The 16,700-nt window shown below is 55.2% G+C and carries 25 protein-coding genes; 19 read left to right on the top strand and 6 right to left on the bottom strand.

From position 1 onward, the window contains the following. Positions 1–7: 7 nt before the first annotated feature. The 14 genes from rplR to SSARUM_RS21900 all read left to right on the top strand — a co-directional run bounded on the left by rplR (position 8) and on the right by SSARUM_RS21900 (position 7,232). Entirely contained in the window at positions 8–361 is a 354-nt protein-coding gene (gene rplR / locus SSARUM_RS21965) for a 50S ribosomal protein L18 (protein WP_004929748.1), read from the top strand. A gap of 14 nt (positions 362–375) precedes the next feature. Then, positions 376–876: a 30S ribosomal protein S5 gene (rpsE, locus tag SSARUM_RS21960; RefSeq protein ID WP_004929747.1), complete on the top strand. Its 501-nt coding sequence runs from the start codon at positions 376–378 to the stop codon at positions 874–876. Positions 877–882: 6 nt separating this feature from the next. Further along, entirely contained in the window at positions 883–1,062 is a 180-nt protein-coding gene (gene rpmD, locus SSARUM_RS21955; protein ID WP_048232028.1) for a 50S ribosomal protein L30, read from the top strand. A 3-nt stretch (positions 1,063–1,065) separates the two neighbouring features. Then, positions 1,066–1,500: a 50S ribosomal protein L15 gene (gene rplO, locus SSARUM_RS21950; protein WP_004929742.1), complete on the top strand. Its 435-nt coding sequence runs from the start codon at positions 1,066–1,068 to the stop codon at positions 1,498–1,500. 7 nt (positions 1,501–1,507) lie between these two features. Then, positions 1,508–2,839, top strand: a complete 1,332-nt coding sequence (secY, locus tag SSARUM_RS21945) for a preprotein translocase subunit SecY (RefSeq protein ID WP_004929740.1) — start codon at positions 1,508–1,510, stop codon at positions 2,837–2,839. A gap of 33 nt (positions 2,840–2,872) precedes the next feature. Continuing rightward, on the top strand, positions 2,873–2,989 hold the full coding sequence (gene rpmJ / locus SSARUM_RS21940; protein ID WP_002227352.1) for a 50S ribosomal protein L36: 117 nt from the start codon (positions 2,873–2,875) through the stop codon (positions 2,987–2,989). 148 nt (positions 2,990–3,137) lie between these two features. Continuing rightward, on the top strand, positions 3,138–3,494 hold the full coding sequence (gene rpsM / locus SSARUM_RS21935; RefSeq protein ID WP_004929734.1) for a 30S ribosomal protein S13: 357 nt from the start codon (positions 3,138–3,140) through the stop codon (positions 3,492–3,494). 16 nt (positions 3,495–3,510) lie between these two features. Then, positions 3,511–3,900: a 30S ribosomal protein S11 gene (gene rpsK, locus SSARUM_RS21930; protein WP_004929731.1), complete on the top strand. Its 390-nt coding sequence runs from the start codon at positions 3,511–3,513 to the stop codon at positions 3,898–3,900. A gap of 30 nt (positions 3,901–3,930) precedes the next feature. Then, on the top strand, positions 3,931–4,551 hold the full coding sequence (rpsD, locus tag SSARUM_RS21925) for a 30S ribosomal protein S4 (protein ID WP_004929729.1): 621 nt from the start codon (positions 3,931–3,933) through the stop codon (positions 4,549–4,551). A gap of 25 nt (positions 4,552–4,576) precedes the next feature. After that, positions 4,577–5,566, top strand: a complete 990-nt coding sequence (locus SSARUM_RS21920) for a DNA-directed RNA polymerase subunit alpha (protein ID WP_002919219.1) — start codon at positions 4,577–4,579, stop codon at positions 5,564–5,566. Positions 5,567–5,606: 40 nt separating this feature from the next. Beyond that, positions 5,607–5,996, top strand: a complete 390-nt coding sequence (gene rplQ / locus SSARUM_RS21915) for a 50S ribosomal protein L17 (RefSeq protein WP_004929726.1) — start codon at positions 5,607–5,609, stop codon at positions 5,994–5,996. A gap of 148 nt (positions 5,997–6,144) precedes the next feature. Continuing rightward, complete coding sequence (locus SSARUM_RS21910) at positions 6,145–6,519, top strand: DnaJ family domain-containing protein (RefSeq protein WP_033636252.1); 375 nt, start codon at positions 6,145–6,147, stop codon at positions 6,517–6,519. Continuing rightward, the gene (zntR, locus tag SSARUM_RS21905; RefSeq protein ID WP_033636251.1) at positions 6,519–6,950 is read left to right on the top strand and encodes a Zn(2+)-responsive transcriptional regulator; all 432 of its coding nucleotides are present in this window, start codon (positions 6,519–6,521) and stop codon (positions 6,948–6,950) included. The genes SSARUM_RS21910 and zntR overlap by 1 nt, the downstream gene beginning before the upstream one ends. A 75-nt stretch (positions 6,951–7,025) precedes the next feature. Then, complete coding sequence (locus SSARUM_RS21900; protein ID WP_033639242.1) at positions 7,026–7,232, top strand: alternative ribosome-rescue factor A; 207 nt, start codon at positions 7,026–7,028, stop codon at positions 7,230–7,232. 58 nt (positions 7,233–7,290) lie between these two features. Here the strand turns inward: SSARUM_RS21900 and mscL are convergent, their stop codons facing one another. The 5 genes from mscL to def form a co-directional block, all read right to left on the bottom strand. Further along, positions 7,291–7,707 (bottom strand): large-conductance mechanosensitive channel protein MscL, encoded by a 417-nt coding sequence (gene mscL / locus SSARUM_RS21895; protein ID WP_025304493.1) that lies wholly within the window; start codon positions 7,705–7,707, stop codon positions 7,291–7,293. A gap of 137 nt (positions 7,708–7,844) precedes the next feature. Further along, a complete protein-coding gene (gene trkA / locus SSARUM_RS21890; RefSeq protein ID WP_033636248.1) occupies positions 7,845–9,221 on the bottom strand; it encodes a Trk system potassium transporter TrkA in 1,377 nt (458 codons plus the stop codon). Between the two features lie 55 nt (positions 9,222–9,276). Continuing rightward, positions 9,277–10,566 carry a 16S rRNA (cytosine(967)-C(5))-methyltransferase RsmB gene (gene rsmB, locus SSARUM_RS21885; RefSeq protein WP_033650015.1) on the bottom strand — a complete coding sequence of 430 codons (1,290 nt, stop codon included), beginning with the start codon at positions 10,564–10,566 and terminating at the stop codon, positions 9,277–9,279. Positions 10,567–10,638: 72 nt separating this feature from the next. Continuing rightward, entirely contained in the window at positions 10,639–11,583 is a 945-nt protein-coding gene (fmt, locus tag SSARUM_RS21880) for a methionyl-tRNA formyltransferase (RefSeq protein WP_033650014.1), read from the bottom strand. A 17-nt stretch (positions 11,584–11,600) separates the two neighbouring features. Further along, a complete protein-coding gene (gene def, locus SSARUM_RS21875; RefSeq protein ID WP_033636244.1) occupies positions 11,601–12,110 on the bottom strand; it encodes a peptide deformylase in 510 nt (169 codons plus the stop codon). A gap of 133 nt (positions 12,111–12,243) precedes the next feature. On the opposite strand from def, the gene dprA reads away from it, so the two are divergent. From dprA to aroE, 5 genes are read left to right on the top strand one after another with little or no spacing between them, the layout of a single operon-like run. Then, positions 12,244–13,365, top strand: coding sequence for a DNA-protecting protein DprA (dprA, locus tag SSARUM_RS21870; RefSeq protein ID WP_033636243.1), 1,122 nt, complete (start codon positions 12,244–12,246; stop codon positions 13,363–13,365). Further along, positions 13,337–13,810, top strand: coding sequence for a DUF494 family protein Smg (gene smg, locus SSARUM_RS21865; RefSeq protein ID WP_033650013.1), 474 nt, complete (start codon positions 13,337–13,339; stop codon positions 13,808–13,810). The genes dprA and smg overlap by 29 nt, the downstream gene beginning before the upstream one ends. A gap of 25 nt (positions 13,811–13,835) precedes the next feature. After that, positions 13,836–14,381 carry a DNA topoisomerase family protein gene (locus SSARUM_RS21860; protein WP_004929705.1) on the top strand — a complete coding sequence of 182 codons (546 nt, stop codon included), beginning with the start codon at positions 13,836–13,838 and terminating at the stop codon, positions 14,379–14,381. A 7-nt stretch (positions 14,382–14,388) separates the two neighbouring features. Next, entirely contained in the window at positions 14,389–14,958 is a 570-nt protein-coding gene (tsaC, locus tag SSARUM_RS21855) for an L-threonylcarbamoyladenylate synthase type 1 TsaC (protein ID WP_033650012.1), read from the top strand. 11 nt (positions 14,959–14,969) lie between these two features. Next, entirely contained in the window at positions 14,970–15,788 is an 819-nt protein-coding gene (gene aroE / locus SSARUM_RS21850; RefSeq protein ID WP_033650017.1) for a shikimate dehydrogenase, read from the top strand. 38 nt (positions 15,789–15,826) lie between these two features. Here aroE and SSARUM_RS21845 read toward each other — a convergent pair whose 3' ends face one another. Next, positions 15,827–16,369 (bottom strand): gamma carbonic anhydrase family protein, encoded by a 543-nt coding sequence (locus SSARUM_RS21845; protein ID WP_004929699.1) that lies wholly within the window; start codon positions 16,367–16,369, stop codon positions 15,827–15,829. Positions 16,370–16,700 lie beyond the last annotated feature (331 nt).

The raw sequence follows: 16,700 nt of genomic DNA, 5'->3' as shown, positions 1-16,700 counted from the left end.
TAACACTATGGATAAGAAATCTGCTCGTATCCGTCGTGCGACCCGCGCACGCCGCAAGCTCCAAGAGCTGGGTGCAACCCGCCTGGTGGTACATCGTACCCCGCGTCACATTTACGCACAGGTGATTGCTCCAAACGGTTCTGAAGTACTGGTAGCCGCTTCTACTTTAGAAAAAGCTATCGCGGAGCAACTGAAGTATTCCGGTAACAAAGACGCAGCAGCAGCCGTAGGTAAAGCTCTGGCTGAGCGCGCGTTGGAAAAAGGGATTGCGAAAGTATCCTTTGACCGTTCCGGTTTCCAATATCATGGTCGAGTCCAGGCACTGGCAGATGCTGCCCGTGAAGCTGGCCTTCAGTTCTAAGGAAGAGGTTTAAGATGGCTCACATCGAAAAACAAGCTGGCGAACTGCAGGAAAAGCTGATCGCGGTAAACCGCGTATCTAAAACCGTAAAAGGTGGCCGTATTTTCAGCTTTACCGCACTGACTGTAGTTGGTGATGGTAACGGTCGCGTTGGTTTTGGCTACGGCAAAGCACGCGAAGTTCCAGCAGCGATCCAGAAAGCGATGGAAAAAGCCCGTCGCAACATGATGAACGTCGCGCTGAACAGCGGCACCCTGCAGCACCCTGTTAAGGGCGCTCACACGGGTTCTCGCGTGTTCATGCAGCCTGCTCATGAAGGTACCGGTATCATCGCGGGCGGTGCAATGCGCGCCGTTCTCGAAGTTGCTGGGGTGCACAACGTATTGGCTAAAGCTTATGGTTCCACCAACCCGATCAACGTGGTTCGTGCAACTATCGACGCTCTGGCGAATATGAAGTCTCCTGAAATGGTCGCTGCTAAGCGTGGTAAATCCGTTGCCGACATTCTGGGGTAATTGACCATGGCTAAGACTATTAAAGTTACACAAACTCGCAGCTCAATTGGCCGTCTGCCGAAGCATAAAGCTACTCTGCTCGGTCTGGGTCTGCGTCGTATTGGTCACACCGTAGAGCGCGAGGATACTCCTGCTGTTCGCGGTATGGTCAACCTGGTTTCCTACATGGTTAAAGTTGAGGAGTAACAGATGCGTTTAAATACTCTGTCTCCGGCTGAAGGTGCCAAGCATGCGCCTAAGCGTGTAGGTCGTGGTATTGGTTCTGGCCTGGGTAAAACCGGCGGCCGTGGTCACAAAGGTCAGAAGTCTCGTTCTGGCGGTGGCGTACGTCGTGGTTTCGAAGGTGGTCAGATGCCTCTGTACCGTCGTCTGCCGAAATTCGGCTTCACTTCACGCAAAGCGATGATCACGGCAGAAGTTCGTCTGTCTGAACTGGCTCTGGTTGAAGGCGATGTTATCGACCTGAACGCGCTGAAAGCCGCTAACGTAGTTGGTGTCCAGATCGAATTCGCGAAAGTTGTACTTTCTGGCGAAGTCGCTCGTCCGGTAACCCTGCGTGGTCTGCGTGTCACCAAAGGCGCTCGTGCTGCTATCGAGGCTGCTGGCGGTAAAATTGAGGAATAAGTAGCAGATGGCTAAGCAACCAGGATTAGATTTTCAAAGTGCTAAAGGCGGGCTCGGCGAGCTGAAGCGCAGACTTTTGTTTGTCATCGGCGCGCTGATTGTCTTCCGCATCGGCTCTTTCATTCCGATTCCTGGTATCGATGCCACTGTGCTTGCCAAATTGCTTGAGCAGCAGAGAGGCACTATCATTGAAATGTTTAACATGTTCTCTGGTGGTGCCCTCAGCCGTGCTTCTATCTTTGCTCTGGGGATCATGCCGTATATCTCGGCGTCGATCATTATCCAGCTGCTGACGGTGGTTCATCCAGCGTTGGCGGAAATCAAGAAAGAAGGGGAGGCTGGCCGTCGCAAGATTAGCCAGTACACCCGTTACGGTACGCTGGTATTGGCCATATTCCAGTCGATCGGTATTGCTACCGGTCTGCCGAATATGCCTGGTATGCAGGGCCTGGTGTTAAATCCAGGCTTTGCATTCTACTTTACTGCGGTTGTGAGCCTGGTAACCGGGACAATGTTCCTGATGTGGCTGGGTGAGCAGATTACTGAACGCGGTATCGGCAACGGTATCTCGATCATTATCTTCGCGGGTATTGTAGCGGGGCTCCCGCCGGCAGTGGCTCATACTATCGAGCAAGCGCGGCAAGGCGACCTGCACTTCCTCCTGCTGCTGTTGGTTGCAGTATTGGTGTTTGCAGTAACCTTCTTCGTTGTTTTCATCGAGCGTGGTCAACGTCGTATCGTCGTTAACTATGCGAAGCGTCAACAAGGTCGTCGTGTTTATGCAGCACAGAGCACACATTTACCGTTGAAAGTGAACATGGCGGGTGTTATCCCGGCGATTTTCGCTTCCAGCATTATTCTGTTCCCGGCCACGATTGCATCATGGTTTGGGGGCGGTACCGGTTGGAACTGGCTGACTACGATTTCGCTGTATTTGCAGCCAGGGCAACCGCTTTATGTGTTACTCTATGCGTCTGCAATCATCTTCTTCTGTTTCTTCTACACGGCGTTGGTCTTCAACCCGCGTGAGACAGCAGATAACCTGAAGAAGTCCGGTGCCTTCGTACCAGGAATTCGTCCGGGAGAGCAAACGGCGAAGTATATCGATAAAGTAATGACGCGTTTAACCCTGGTGGGCGCGATGTACATTACTTTCATCTGCCTGATCCCGGAGTTCATGCGTGATGCAATGAAAGTACCATTCTACTTTGGTGGTACCTCGCTACTGATCGTGGTTGTCGTCATCATGGACTTTATGGCTCAAGTGCAAACTCTGATGATGTCAAGTCAGTACGAGTCTGCATTGAAGAAAGCAAATCTGAAAGGCTATAACCGCTAGTCAGATTCGTTTGAGAAGTTACGGAGAGTAAAAATGAAAGTTCGTGCTTCCGTCAAGAAATTATGTCGTAACTGCAAAATCGTTAAGCGTAACGGTGTCGTTCGTGTGATTTGCAGCGCCGAGCCGAAGCATAAACAGCGTCAAGGCTGATTATCTCGCATATTTTTCTTGCAAAGTTGGGTTGAGCTGGCTAGATTAGCCAGCCAATCTTTTGTATGTCGCACTGCAACACTATTTGAGTATCCTGAAAACGGGCTTTTCAGAATGGTGTTGCTGTATAAAATAGTAGGAGTGCATAGTGGCCCGTATAGCAGGCATTAACATTCCTGATCATAAACATACCGTTATCGCCTTAACGTCGATCTTCGGTATCGGTAAAACCCGTTCACAGGCTATCTGTGCATCCACGGGTATTGCTGAAAATGTTAAGATCAGTGAGCTGTCTGAAGAGCAAATCGAAAAGCTTCGTGATGCAGTTGCCAAATACACCGTTGAGGGTGATTTGCGTCGTGAAATTACCCTGAGCATCAAGCGTCTTATGGACCTTGGTTGCTATCGTGGTTTGCGTCATCGTCGTGGTCTGCCGGTACGCGGTCAGCGCACCAAGACCAACGCTCGTACCCGTAAGGGTCCGCGCAAGCCGATCAAGAAATAATCGGGGTTATTGAATAATGGCAAAGGCACCTGTTCGTACACGTAAGCGTGTAAGAAAGCAAGTCTCTGACGGCGTGGCTCATATCCATGCTTCTTTCAACAACACCATCGTTACCATCACTGATCGTCAGGGTAATGCTTTGGGTTGGGCAACAGCCGGTGGTTCCGGTTTCCGTGGTTCTCGTAAGTCCACTCCGTTCGCAGCACAGGTTGCAGCAGAACGTTGTGCTGACGCAGTAAAAGAATACGGTATCAAGAACCTGGAAGTTATGGTTAAAGGACCTGGTCCTGGTCGTGAGTCTACTATCCGCGCTCTGAACGCGGCTGGTTTCCGCATCACTAACATTACTGATGTGACTCCGATCCCTCATAACGGTTGTCGTCCGCCGAAAAAGCGCCGCGTGTAACGCAGCTTTTAGGATTGTTGGAGAAAGAAAATGGCAAGATATTTGGGTCCTAAGCTCAAGCTGAGCCGTCGTGAGGGCACAGACCTGTTCCTTAAGTCTGGCGTTCGCGCGATCGATTCCAAGTGTAAAATTGAACAAGCACCTGGTCAGCACGGTGCGCGTAAACCGCGTCTGTCTGATTACGGTGTTCAGTTGCGTGAGAAGCAGAAAGTTCGCCGTATGTACGGCATTCTGGAGCGTCAATTCCGTAACTATTACAAAGAAGCAACCCGCCTGAAGGGCAACACCGGTGAAAACCTGTTGCAGCTGCTGGAAGGTCGTCTGGACAACGTTGTTTACCGTATGGGCTTCGGCGCTACTCGTGCAGAGTCACGTCAGCTGGTTAGCCACAAAGCAGTTATGGTAAACGGTCGCGTTGTTAACATCGCTTCTTATCAGGTATCTCCGAATGACGTAGTCAGCATCCGCGAGAAAGCTAAAAAGCAGTCTCGTGTTAAAGCTTCTCTGGAGCTGGCTGAGCAGCGTGAAAAGCCGACTTGGCTGGAAGTTGATGCTGCTAAGATGGAAGGCGTGTTCAAGCGTATGCCTGAACGTACCGATCTGTCTGCGGACATTAACGAACACCTGATCGTCGAGCTTTACTCCAAGTAAAGCTTAGTACCAAAGAGAGGACACAATGCAGGGTTCTGTGACAGAGTTTCTAAAACCGCGCCTGGTAGATATCGAGCAAGTCAGTTCGACGCACGCCAAGGTGACCCTTGAGCCTTTAGAGCGTGGCTTTGGCCATACTCTTGGCAACGCACTGCGCCGTATTCTGCTTTCATCTATGCCGGGTTGCGCGGTGACCGAGGTTGAGATTGATGGTGTACTGCATGAGTACAGCACCAAAGAAGGCGTACAGGAAGATATCCTGGAGATCCTGCTCAACCTGAAAGGGCTGGCGGTGAGAGTTCAAGGCAAAGACGAAGTTATTCTTACCCTGAATAAATCTGGCATTGGCCCTGTGACCGCTGCCGACATCACCCATGATGGTGATGTCGAAATCGTCAAGCCTCAGCACGTGATCTGCCACCTGACTGATGAGAACGCGGCTATCAGCATGCGTATCAAAGTTCAGCGCGGTCGCGGTTATGTGCCGGCTTCTGCCCGAATTCATTCGGAAGAAGATGAGCGCCCAATCGGTCGTCTGTTGGTTGACGCCTGCTACAGCCCTGTAGAGCGTATCGCCTACAATGTTGAAGCTGCGCGTGTAGAACAGCGTACTGACTTGGATAAGCTGGTCATCGAGATGGAGACCAATGGCACGATCGATCCTGAAGAGGCGATCCGCCGTGCGGCCACCATTCTGGCTGAACAACTTGAAGCTTTCGTTGACCTGCGTGATGTACGTCAGCCGGAAGTTAAAGAAGAGAAACCGGAATTCGATCCGATCTTGCTGCGCCCTGTTGACGATCTGGAATTGACTGTCCGCTCTGCTAACTGCCTCAAGGCAGAAGCTATCCACTACATCGGTGATCTGGTACAGCGTACCGAGGTTGAGTTGCTGAAAACGCCAAACCTGGGTAAAAAATCTCTTACCGAGATTAAAGACGTGCTGGCCTCACGTGGTCTGTCTCTGGGCATGCGCCTGGAAAACTGGCCGCCGGCAAGCATTGCTGACGAGTAACCGGATCACAGGTTAAGGTTTTACTGAGAAGGATAAGGTCATGCGCCATCGTAAGAGTGGTCGTCAACTGAACCGTAACAGCAGCCATCGCCAGGCTATGTTCCGTAACATGGCCGGCTCTTTGGTTCGTCATGAGATCATCAAGACGACCCTGCCAAAAGCAAAAGAGCTGCGTCGCGTTGTTGAGCCGCTGATTACTCTTGCCAAGACCGACAGCGTAGCTAATCGTCGTCTGGCATTCGCCCGTACTCGTGATAACGAGATCGTGGCAAAACTGTTTAACGAGCTGGGCCCGCGTTTCGCGAGCCGTGCCGGTGGTTACACTCGCATTCTGAAGTGTGGCTTCCGCGCAGGCGACAACGCGCCGATGGCATACATCGAGCTGGTTGATCGTGCTGAGTCTCAAGCAGAAGTAGCAACTGCAGAGTAATCTGTAGACGCGTAAAAAAACCGGGCTTGCCCGGTTTTTTTACGTCCAAACCCAGCCAAATGTGCGTAATTCCCCCGCTGCGCTTAAGATCCCCGCCCCTGTCCGCTATGCTAAGGCTTAATCATTAGGCTAACCGAGGCTGTCTTTCATGGGGCTGCTCGATCAATGGGCGGAACGCCATATCCTTGATGCCCAAGATAAAGGCGAGTTCGACAATCTGCCCGGCCAGGGTCAACCGTTGGCGCTGGAAGATGACAGCGCGGTGCCGGCTGAACTGCGCGCCGGTTACCGTTTGCTGAAAAATGCCGGTTACCTGCCGCCGGAGCTGGAAGATCGCAAAGAGGCGTTGACCGTTGCTCGTTTGCTGCAAGGGATTAACAGTGAGCATCAGGACTATGTCGAACTCAGCAAACGCATGGCGCTGCTGGAGCACCGGTTGCGTCAGGCTGGGATGAGTACGGATTTCTTGCATGGTGAATATCAGCGTGCATTGGACGGTAAATTCACCCGGGAGGAGAAGTAATGTTCAAGATAGGTCAGTTGGCCAAGCTTGCCGAAGTGACGCCGGATACCGTGCGTTACTATGAAAAGCAGGGCATGATGGATCACAATGTCCGCACCGAAGGTGGTTATCGGCTCTACACCGAGCAGGATCTGCAGCGGCTGCGCTTCATTCGCTATGCCAAGCAGCTGGGATTTACTCTGGAAACGATCGCTGAGCTGCTGTCGATCCGCGTCGATCCTGAACATCATACCTGCCAGGAGTCGAAGTCGATCGTCGATGCGCGCCTGAGCGAAGTGGAAAGTAAGTTGGCGGAGCTGACTCGCATGCGCGAATCGCTGAAGCGGTTGAGTGATGCCTGCTGCGGCACTGCCCATACCAGCAATTATTGTTCTATTCTGGAAGCCTTGGAACAGGGCGCCAGCGATGAAAAAGGCAAAAAAGGTTGCTGACGGCACTTTAATTTTTATACCGCCGGCAGTATTATCGCCCCGTTTTATCACCACACCTTTTACAGGAGCATTATCATGACGAAATATCGTCACACTAAAGGTCAGATTCAAGATAACGCCATTGAGGCGCTGCTGCATGATCCGCTATTCCGTCAACGAGTAGAAAAGAATGTGAAAGGCAAAGGCAGCTATCGGCGTAAAGAAAAACACAACAAAGGCGGTAACTGGGAGGCCAGTGGTAAACTATCAAGCGATAATTTACCACTGGCCTTCTGGTTTTAAGGCATTAAAAAAGCCACCTTCGTCAGGTGGCTTTTTATTGGCATAACCAAACGCTGTTTTACAGTTTTGGCTGCTGTTGCTGGCTCAGCAGGTCACGGATTTCCGTCAGCAGTTTCTCTTCTGCGGTAGGTGCTGGCGGCGCTGCCGGCGCTTCTTCCTGCTTGCGGCGCATTTTGTTCATCAATTTAATTGCCAGGAAGATGGCGAAGGCGACAATCACGAAGTCGAATACGGTTTGAATGAATGAACCGTAGTTCATTACCACCGCCGGTACGGCGCCCTGAGCTTCACGTAATACCAGATGGAATTGTTTAAAGTCGACGCCGCCGATCAGTAACCCCAGTGGTGGCATGATGATATCGGCCACGAAGGACGAAACAATCTTGCCGAATGCGGCACCGATAATCACACCGACGGCCAGATCGACCACGTTGCCACGCATGGCAAATTCGCGAAACTCTTTCAACATACTCATAGAACGCACCCCTTGCAGAATTAATAACTCAAGTTTAACAAAGCAATTTCCCTTTGCCACAAAAGGAGAGAAGTTTTATCTCCTCCCAAGGCAGAGAACAACTACGCGATTATAGACCACCGCCTAATAAATTTGTTCTACAAGAAGAACGGGCTCGGTTGGAACAGGCGTTCAACGTCCGGCACGAATTTCTTGTCGGTAATAAACATGATGACGTGATCGCCCTGTTCGATTTTGCTGTTGCCGTTGGCGATGATCACGTCGTCACCACGTACGATCGCGCCGATGGTGGTGCCCGGTGGCAGCTTGATGTCTTCGACGATGCGGCCGACCACTTTGGACGTGCTTTCATCGCCGTGGGCAATCGCTTCGATCGCTTCCGCCACGCCGCGGCGCAGCGACGAGACGCTGACGATATCCGCTTTGCGCACGTGCCCCAACAGGGCGGAGATGGTCGCCTGCTGCGGCGAAATGGCGATATCGATCACGCTGCCCTGCACCAGATCGACATAGGCGCGGCGCTGGATCAAGACCATCACCTTCTTGGCGCCCATGCGCTTGGCCAGCATGGCGGACATGATGTTGGCCTCATCGTCGTTGGTGATGGCGATGAAGACATCCACCTGTTCGACGTGCTCTTCGGCCAGCAGCTCCTGGTCGGAGGCATCGCCGTAGAACACGATGGTATCGTGCAGCTGCTCGGCCAGTTCGGCGGCGCGTTGCTGGTTCCGCTCGATCAGTTTGACGTTGTAGTCTTTTTCCAGCTTGGCGGCCAGGCCGGCGCCGACGTTGCCGCCGCCGACGATCATGATGCGCTTATAGGGTTTTTCCAGCCGCTGCAGTTCGCTCATCACCGCGCGGATGTGCTGTGATGCGGCGACGAAGAAGACTTCATCACCGGCTTCGATAATGGTCGAGCCTTGCGGACGTATTGGTCTGTCCTGGCGGAAAATAGCGGCGACGCGGGTGTCGATATGCGGCATGTGTTCGCGCATCGAAGAGAGCGCATTGCCGACCAGCGGGCCGCCGTAATAGGCTTTAACCGCAGCGATGCTGACCTTGCCTTCGGCGAAGTTGACCACCTGCAGCGCGCCGGGGTATTCAATCAGCTTGTAGATATAGTCGATGACCAGCTGCTCCGGTGAAATCAGATGGTCGATCGGCACCGCTTCCGGCAGGAACAGTTTCTCCGACTCGCGGATATATTCCGGCGCGCGGATACGGGCGATGCGGTTGGGGGTATTGAACAGAGAATAGGCGATCTGGCAGGCAACCATGTTGGTTTCGTCGGAGTTGGTGACGGCGACCAGCATGTCAGCGTCTTCTGCGCCGGCTTCGCGCAGCACCCGAGGATGAGAGCCGTGCCCCTGAACCACCCGCAGATCGAATTTATCCTGCAGCTGACGCAGCCGGCCGGAATCGGTATCGACGACGGTGATATCGTTGTTTTCACCCACCAGGTTTTCCGCCAGCGTCCCGCCAACCTGACCGGCACCAAGAATAATTATTTTCATCGTGTTCTCTGCTTCACACTGAAAGACTTAGGGCGCGCACGCACGCCCCGAAGCATTACATTTTAATCAGCTTAGCGTAAAAGAAGCCATCGCCGTCCTCGGGATGCGGGATATTCTGCCGCCCCGGCCGCTGCGCATCGCCGGTTTCAACCAGCTTGGCATCGGCGTGGCGCTGCAAGAACGCGGCGATCTGGCTGCTGTTTTCATCCGGCAGGATAGAGCAGGTAGCGTAAACCATCACGCCGCCCGATTTCAGATGGGGCCAGACGGCTTCCAGGATGTCGGCCTGCAGCGCGGCGAGTTCGGCGATGTCGCGATCGCGACGCAGCCATTTGATGTCGGGGTGACGGCGGATCACGCCGGTGGCGGAACAAGGCGCGTCCAGCAGGATCCGGTCGAACTGCTTGTCACCGCACCATTGCTGCGGGGTGCGGCCATCGCCCAGCTTAACCTCTGCGTGCAAACGCAGGCGCTGCAGGTTTTCCTTCACCCGCGCCAGGCGCTGTTCGTCGATATCGACCGCCATGACGTGCGCTTTCGGCGCCGCTTCCAGAATATGCGTGGTTTTGCCGCCAGGCGCGGCGCACAAATCGAGGATCTGTTCACCGTCTTGCGGATCCAATAGATCGACACAGCCCTGGGCTGAGGCATCTTGCACGGTGACCCAGCCGTCGGCGAACCCAGGCAGATCGGTCACGGCGCAAGGTGCCAGCAAACGCACCGCGTCGGCATAGTCTGAATGAGGCTCCGCGGCGATGCCTGCGTCGGTCAGCAACTGCAGATAAGCTTCGCGGGTGTGATGCAGGCGGTTGACGCGCAGCCACATTGGTGGCTTCTGGTTATTGGCGTCGACGATCTGTTCCCAGTTGGCGGGATAGGCTTGTTGAATGCGTTTCAGCAACCAGCTCGGGTGCAGATAGCGGCTGTCATTGTTGGCGGCGCGCTGCAGCAGCTCTTCCTGCTGGCGTTGGAATTGCCGCAAGACGCCGTTAATCAGGCCTTTCAACTGTGGGCGTTTCAGCGCCACCGCGCCTTCCACGGTTTCGGCCAATACGGCGTGCGGCGGGATACGGGTATACAGCAGCTGATACAGGCCGACCATCAGCAGATAGTGCAGCGTACGCTGTTTGCCGGTCAGCGGCTTGGCCATCAATTGTTGAATGCACCATTCGAGCTGCGGCAGCACGCGCAATGTGCCGAAGCACAGTTCCTGCAGCAACCCGCGGTCCTTATCGCTGATGGCGGTTTGCAGCGCCGGCAGGACAGTGCTGAGCGACTGCCCTTGATCCAGCACCTGGCCGATGGCTTTGGCAGCGATGCTGCGGAGATTGTAATTATTTTTCATAGGCTGAAGCTGATAACGATCGGCATTAAGAAAATAACGGCCCGGCGATGAACGGCCGGGCAGTGGGGTGACTTACAGCCGGTTACCCGGGGTAAACCATTCACGGCGTGAATTTAACAGGTCCTGCGCCGACATCGGTTTCTTGCCGGCGGGCTGCAGTTGGATCAGATTGAGGATGCCGTCGGCGGTCGCCACCTGAATGCCGTGCTTGTCGGCATGGACAACGGTGCCCGGCTCCGCATTGGCGCTTTGCGCCAGTACGCTGGCTTGCCAGACTTTCACCGGTTGATCGTCGATGGTGAAGTAGCTGATCGGCCAAGGGTTGAAGGCGCGGATGCAGCGCTCCAGTTGTTCGGCGGACAGCGTCCAGTCCAGGCGAGCTTCTTCTTTGCTCAGCTTCTCGGCGTAGGTGACCAGCGCGTCGTCTTGCACTTCGCGGGTGGCGCTGCCGTCGGCCATTTGGCGCAGCGTCGTCAGCATGCCCTGCGGGCCGAGCTGCGCCAGCTTGTCGTAGAGACTGGCGCTGGTATCGCTGCTCTCAATCGGGCAGGCAATCTTGTGCATCATGTCGCCGGTATCGAGACCGACGTCCATCTGCATGATGGTCACGCCGGTTTCGCTGTCGCCGGCCCAGAGCGAGCGCTGGATCGGCGCCGCACCGCGCCAGCGAGGCAGCAGCGAGCCATGTACGTTGATGCAACCTAGACGCGGCATATCCAGCACCGCCTGCGGCAGGATCAGCCCGTAGGCAACCACCACCATCACGTCGGCGTTAAGATCGGCCACCAGGCGCTGGTTCTCTTCGGGGCGCAGCGATTTGGGCTGAAATACCGGCAGTTGGTGTTGCTCAGCCAGCACTTTTACCGGGCTTGGCGTCAGCTTGTTGCCGCGGCCTGCCGGGCGGTCGGGCTGGGTAAAAACGCCGACAATCTGGTGCTCAGATGACAACAGCGCGTCAAGATGACGCGCTGCGAAGTCTGGTGTTCCGGCGAAAATAATCCGTAAAGAGTCAGACACGTTGATTTCCTGATCGGTTAGGCGCGGGCTTGAAGCTTGGCCATTTTTTCCAGTTTCTGACGAATGCGCTGACGCTTGAGCGGCGACAGGTAATCGACGAACAGTTTACCCATCAGGTGATCCATCTCGTGCTGGATGCAGATCGCCAGCAGATCGTCCGCTTCCAGTTCGAAAGGTTTGCCTTCGCGATCCAGCGCGCGGATCTTCACCTGCGCGGCACGTGGTACCAACGCACGCTGCTCGGGAATGGAAAGACAGCCTTCCTCGATGCCGGTTTCGCCGCTCTTTTCCAGCAGCTCCGGGTTGATCAGCACCAGGCGCTGATCGCGATTCTCGGAGACGTCGATCACGATAATGCGCTGATGGATATCCACCTGAGTCGCAGCCAAGCCAATGCCTTCCTCTGCGTACATGGTTTCAAACATATCATCCACGATGCGCTGGATATCTGCATTGACTTCTTTTACCGGCGCTGCGATTTTGCGCAGACGCTCGTCTGGGAAATGTAATACCTGCAAGACTGACATATATCTTTAGATCTGTATCCGAGTAATGAACGAGGTTTAACCTCTATTCTAGACATTTCCCGGCCTGATTGACAGCATTGCGCACCAATTGCTCAGATTGGTAATACCACCGTTTTTGCTGAGGGAACAGACGATGCGGCCGGAAGAGATCGCTTTACGGATGCGAGGGGTAACGGGGCTGCAGACCGTCGTGGCCAGCCGGATCGTGCGGCAGCTATCGCAAATGGGGCGCGAGCCTCGCAGCGCGTTGCGTGAACTGGGGTTGAACGAGCGGCAGCGGGCGCAGTTCAACCAAGCGGATCCCGCTTATCTGGCGGCCAGCCTGCGTTGGCTGGAACTGCCGGCGCACCGTATGCTGAACTATGGGGCGGCCGGCTATCCGGAACGCCTGGCCCAGATCGACGATGCGCCGCTGTTTTTGCTGATCGAGGGCGATCCTCAAGCGTTGCTGCGTCCGCAGCTCGCCATGGTTGGCAGCCGGCAGTTCAGCCACTACGGCGAGCGTTGGGCCAATCATTTCGCCGCGGAATTGGCGCGTTGCGGTTTCACCATCACCAGCGGTTTGGCGATCGGCATCGACGGCATTTGCCATCGCGCAGCGCTGGCGGCCGGCGGTTGCACGGTAGCGGTATTGGGCAGCGGGTTGGCCAATGTTTATCCACGCCGGCACCGCAGGCTCGCGGAGCAGATTGTCGAGCAGGGCGGCGCGGTGATTTCGGATCATTTGGTCACCGATTTGCCTCTGGCCGACCATTTTCCGCGCCGCAACCGTATTATCAGCGGGCTGAGCCAGGGCGTTCTGGTCATAGAAGCCTCGTTGCGCAGCGGTACCCTGGTGACGGCCCGCTATGCGCTGGAGCAGGGGCGTGAGGTATTCGCCTTGCCGGGGCCGTTAGGGAACCCGATGAGCGAAGGCACGCACTGGCTAATTCAGCAGGGCGCGCATCTGGTTACCGGGCCGAAAGATATCGCAGAATTGCTGGGAAGCGGCCTTCAATGGCTGCCACTGAACGAAAATACAACTATTTGTGCGTCGCAGGCTGAAGTTGAATTGCCATTTGCCGATGTGTTGGCTAACGTAGGAGATGAGGTGACACCTGTTGACGTCGTCGCTGAACGTGCCGGCCAACCTGTGCCAGTGGTGGTAATCAAGTTACTCGAACTGGAGTTAGCAGGGTGGATCGCAGCTGTACCCGGCGGCTATGTCCGAATAAGGAGGGCAAGCCATGTTCGACGTACTCATGTACTTGTTTGAAACTTATATCCACAATGAACCAGAGATGCGCGTCGATCAGGATCAACTGACCGATGATCTCGCCCAGGCGGGGTTTCATCGGGATGATATCTACAACGCGTTGAATTGGCTTGAGAAGCTGGCTGACCTGCAAGAAGGCCAAAATGCGCCTTACTTTATGGATGCCGATCCGCTGGCAATGCGGATCTACACCGAAGAGGAAAGCGCGCGTTTGGACGCCGGCTGCCGTGGTTTTCTCCTGTTCCTGGAACAGATTCAGGTATTGAACCTCGAAACCCGTGAAATGGTTATCGACCGCGTTATGGCTTTGGATAATGCGGAATTCGATCTCGAAGATCTGAAATGGGTCGTGTTGATGGTGCTGTTTAATATTCCCGGATATGAAAGCGCCTATCAGCAAATGGAAGAACTGTTGTTTGAAGTGAACGAAGGTTATCTGCATTGAGCCGATAACGCGCATAGAAGACGTTATGACAAAAAACGCGATTTTTGCCGCCAGGCAAAATGAACCCTGTCCGGAATGCGGGGCCGAGCTGGTGATCCGTAGCGGTCGCCACGGCCCCTTCCTCGGCTGTTCCCAGTACCCTGAATGCCAATATATTCGGCCGCTGAAAGCGCAGGCCGACGGGCATGTCGTCAAGGTGCTGGATGGGCAGCAGTGCCCGAAGTGTCAGGCGACGTTGGTGCTGCGCCAGGGGCGCTATGGCATGTTTATCGGTTGCAGCGATTATCCGCAGTGCGATCACACTGAAGTGATCGATAAGCCTGATGAAACCGCCATTACCTGTCCGCAGTGCGGTCAGGGCAAGCTGTTGCAGCGTAAATCGCGCTACGGCAAGGTTTTTCATTCCTGCGATCGTTATCCGGAATGCCAATTCGCCCTCAATGTTAAACCCGTCGCCGGTGAATGTGCCTATTGCCATTACCCGCTGCTGATGGAAAAACGTACGGCAAAAGGCCCCGTCCTGTGCTGTGCCAGCAAGCTGTGCGGAAAACCCGTGGCGACTACAGAATAATCACATCATGAACTCAGAATTAAGCCCGAACCTTTTATCTATCATCGATGCTTTGCATCAACAGCAGGTGATTGCCTATCCCACCGAAGCGGTATTCGGCCTAGGGTGCGATCCCGACAGCGAACAGGCGGTCAATGCTTTGCTGGCATTGAAACAGCGGCCGTGGGAAAAGGGGCTGATTCTGATCGCCGCCGACTATACGCAGCTTAAGCCCTATATCGACGACAGCGCGCTCAGCGAACAGCAGCGCGTGACGATGTTCGCCAGCTGGCCTGGGCCGGTAACCTGGGTGTTGCCTGCCCGGCCGGAGACGCCGCGCTTGCTGACCGGGCGTTTCAGCTCGCTGGCGGTGCGCGTTAGCGATCACCCGTTGGTGCAGCAACTGTGCCGGCAGTACGGCAAGCCGCTGGTATCGACCAGTGCCAATCTCAGTGGGCAGGAGCCGTGCCGCAGTGCGGATGAAGTCGCGCGGCAATTCGGCACTGCTTTCCCGGTATTGGCCGGCGAGGTGGGTGGCCGTCTTAATCCTTCCGAAATCAGAGATGCTCTGACCGGCGAACAGATCCGTCAGGGCTAGAGGTAATGGGCATGGAGAAGTTTGCGGTATTTGGCAACCCTATTGGTCACAGCAAGTCGCCGCGAATTCATGCGCTGTTCGCTGCCCAGACTGGCATTGAGCATCCTTATGGAGCGGTGTTGGCGCCGTTGGACGGTTTTGAAACCAGCCTGCAGGCGTTTATCCACGCCGGAGGGCTGGGGGCGAACGTCACGGTGCCTTTCAAAGAGCGCGCTTATGAGGCCGCTTCCGAGCTGAGCGAGCGCGCAGCGATGGCCGGCGCGGTCAATACCCTGAAGGTATTGCCGAATGGCGGTCTGCTGGGGGACAACACCGACGGCATCGGTTTGCTGACCGATCTGCAGCGTCAGCAATTGATTCGGCCGCAGGATCGCATCTTGCTGGTGGGGGCCGGCGGCGCGGCGCGCGGCGTGATCCTGCCGCTGCTGTCTTTCGGCTGCCGGCTCACGATCACCAACCGCACCTTCAGCCGCGCCGAGGAGTTGGCCGACGCTTTCCGGCATCTGGGAGAGATCTCGGCGGCGCCGATGGATCAACTGAATCAGCAAGCGTTCGATCTGGTGATCAACGCGACGGCGTCCGGCATCAGCGGGGAGATCCCGGCGTTGCCCGCGGGCGTAGTCAACGCGCAAACCCGTTGCTATGACATGTTCTATCAGCAGGGCGTCACGCCGTTCCTGGCCTGGGCGCAGCAGCAAGGGGCAACGGAATATGCCGATGGGCTGGGCATGCTGGTGGGGCAGGCGGCGCATGCTTTCCTGCTTTGGCACGGAGTGATGCCAGAGATCGAGCCGGTATTGCGCCAGCTGCGCAGCGAACTGGCGACATAATTCCCACCCCGTTCTCTATATAGGGAACGGGGTGGCCGTCAGATGTCTTCCGACAGGTATTCGTCTTTCCAACGCACATAGTTATTAGAAGAATAAAGCAATCCTTCCAACTCGGCGGCGGTCAACGGCCGAACCTGGCGTGCCGGGCTCCCCATATAGAGATAGCCGCTGGCCAGCCGTTTGCCCGGCGCCACCAAACTGCCAGCGCCAATCATTACGTCGTCTTCTACTACTACACCGTCCAACAGGATCGATCCCATACCGACCAGCACCCGGTTGCCGATGGCGCAGCCGTGCAGCATGGCTTTATGGCCCACGGTCACGTCTTCCCCAATCAGCAGGGGATAACCGTCTGGGTTGTGTTCGGAACGGTGAGTCACATGCAGTACGCTGCCGTCCTGAATATTGCTGCGCGCGCCGATCTTTACCGCATTGACGTCACCGCGGATAGCGACCAGCGGCCAGATACTGACGTCATCCGCCAGATCGACGTCGCCGATCACGACGCTGGAAGGATCGATCAAGACACGCTGACCGAGTTTGGGGGTGTATTGAAGATAAGAACGTACTGCATCGGACATAGTGCTGCCTCACGTCGGGATCATATTTACCGGCAATACTAGACCCTGGCGATGGAATTACAACCAACGGCAGCGCCGGATCCTGCTGAAAATGGCCCTGATCGCACAAGATCCACACGGAAGGGCTGAAAAGTGTGCAAACAGAAAGAAAAGATCAAAAAAGGGGTTGTGCAAAAAACTCGGATCCCTATAATGCGCCTCCATCGACACGGCGCAAGTGATTCACTTCACACAGCGGCCGGGAAGAAAGAGAAAAAATCCTGAAAATTAGGGTTGACTCTGAAAGAGGAAAGCGTAATATACGCCACCTCGAGTTAGCAAGCGAAAGCGC

The organism is Serratia sarumanii (genome assembly GCF_029962605.1).
Classification (GTDB): Bacteria; Pseudomonadota; Gammaproteobacteria; order Enterobacterales; family Enterobacteriaceae; genus Serratia; species Serratia sarumanii.
The sequence above is the reverse complement of the archived record's forward strand: the minus strand, read 5'-3'. Positions and strand labels throughout refer to the sequence as shown.

What these genes read in the sequence shown, in the direction of transcription:
- mscL (WP_025304493.1), bottom strand. Translation starts at nt 7,707, where the DNA reads ATGAGTATGTTGAAAGAGTTTCGCGAATTTGCCATGCGTGGCAACGTG.
- rpsE (WP_004929747.1), top strand. Translation starts at nt 376, where the DNA reads ATGGCTCACATCGAAAAACAAGCTGGCGAACTGCAGGAAAAGCTGATC.
- SSARUM_RS21845 (WP_004929699.1), bottom strand. Translation starts at nt 16,369, where the DNA reads ATGTCCGATGCAGTACGTTCTTATCTTCAATACACCCCCAAACTCGGT.
- rplR (WP_004929748.1), top strand. Translation starts at nt 8, where the DNA reads ATGGATAAGAAATCTGCTCGTATCCGTCGTGCGACCCGCGCACGCCGC.
- def (WP_033636244.1), bottom strand. Translation starts at nt 12,110, where the DNA reads ATGTCAGTCTTGCAGGTATTACATTTCCCAGACGAGCGTCTGCGCAAA.
- tsaC (WP_033650012.1), top strand. Translation starts at nt 14,389, where the DNA reads ATGAACTCAGAATTAAGCCCGAACCTTTTATCTATCATCGATGCTTTG.
- zntR (WP_033636251.1), top strand. Translation starts at nt 6,519, where the DNA reads ATGTTCAAGATAGGTCAGTTGGCCAAGCTTGCCGAAGTGACGCCGGAT.
- SSARUM_RS21900 (WP_033639242.1), top strand. Translation starts at nt 7,026, where the DNA reads ATGACGAAATATCGTCACACTAAAGGTCAGATTCAAGATAACGCCATT.
- trkA (WP_033636248.1), bottom strand. Translation starts at nt 9,221, where the DNA reads ATGAAAATAATTATTCTTGGTGCCGGTCAGGTTGGCGGGACGCTGGCG.
- rpsD (WP_004929729.1), top strand. Translation starts at nt 3,931, where the DNA reads ATGGCAAGATATTTGGGTCCTAAGCTCAAGCTGAGCCGTCGTGAGGGC.
- dprA (WP_033636243.1), top strand. Translation starts at nt 12,244, where the DNA reads ATGCGGCCGGAAGAGATCGCTTTACGGATGCGAGGGGTAACGGGGCTG.
- rpmD (WP_048232028.1), top strand. Translation starts at nt 883, where the DNA reads ATGGCTAAGACTATTAAAGTTACACAAACTCGCAGCTCAATTGGCCGT.
- rplQ (WP_004929726.1), top strand. Translation starts at nt 5,607, where the DNA reads ATGCGCCATCGTAAGAGTGGTCGTCAACTGAACCGTAACAGCAGCCAT.
- SSARUM_RS21860 (WP_004929705.1), top strand. Translation starts at nt 13,836, where the DNA reads ATGACAAAAAACGCGATTTTTGCCGCCAGGCAAAATGAACCCTGTCCG.
- smg (WP_033650013.1), top strand. Translation starts at nt 13,337, where the DNA reads ATGTTCGACGTACTCATGTACTTGTTTGAAACTTATATCCACAATGAA.
- rsmB (WP_033650015.1), bottom strand. Translation starts at nt 10,566, where the DNA reads ATGAAAAATAATTACAATCTCCGCAGCATCGCTGCCAAAGCCATCGGC.
- SSARUM_RS21910 (WP_033636252.1), top strand. Translation starts at nt 6,145, where the DNA reads ATGGGGCTGCTCGATCAATGGGCGGAACGCCATATCCTTGATGCCCAA.
- rpmJ (WP_002227352.1), top strand. Translation starts at nt 2,873, where the DNA reads ATGAAAGTTCGTGCTTCCGTCAAGAAATTATGTCGTAACTGCAAAATC.
- rpsK (WP_004929731.1), top strand. Translation starts at nt 3,511, where the DNA reads ATGGCAAAGGCACCTGTTCGTACACGTAAGCGTGTAAGAAAGCAAGTC.
- aroE (WP_033650017.1), top strand. Translation starts at nt 14,970, where the DNA reads ATGGAGAAGTTTGCGGTATTTGGCAACCCTATTGGTCACAGCAAGTCG.
- rplO (WP_004929742.1), top strand. Translation starts at nt 1,066, where the DNA reads ATGCGTTTAAATACTCTGTCTCCGGCTGAAGGTGCCAAGCATGCGCCT.
- secY (WP_004929740.1), top strand. Translation starts at nt 1,508, where the DNA reads ATGGCTAAGCAACCAGGATTAGATTTTCAAAGTGCTAAAGGCGGGCTC.
- SSARUM_RS21920 (WP_002919219.1), top strand. Translation starts at nt 4,577, where the DNA reads ATGCAGGGTTCTGTGACAGAGTTTCTAAAACCGCGCCTGGTAGATATC.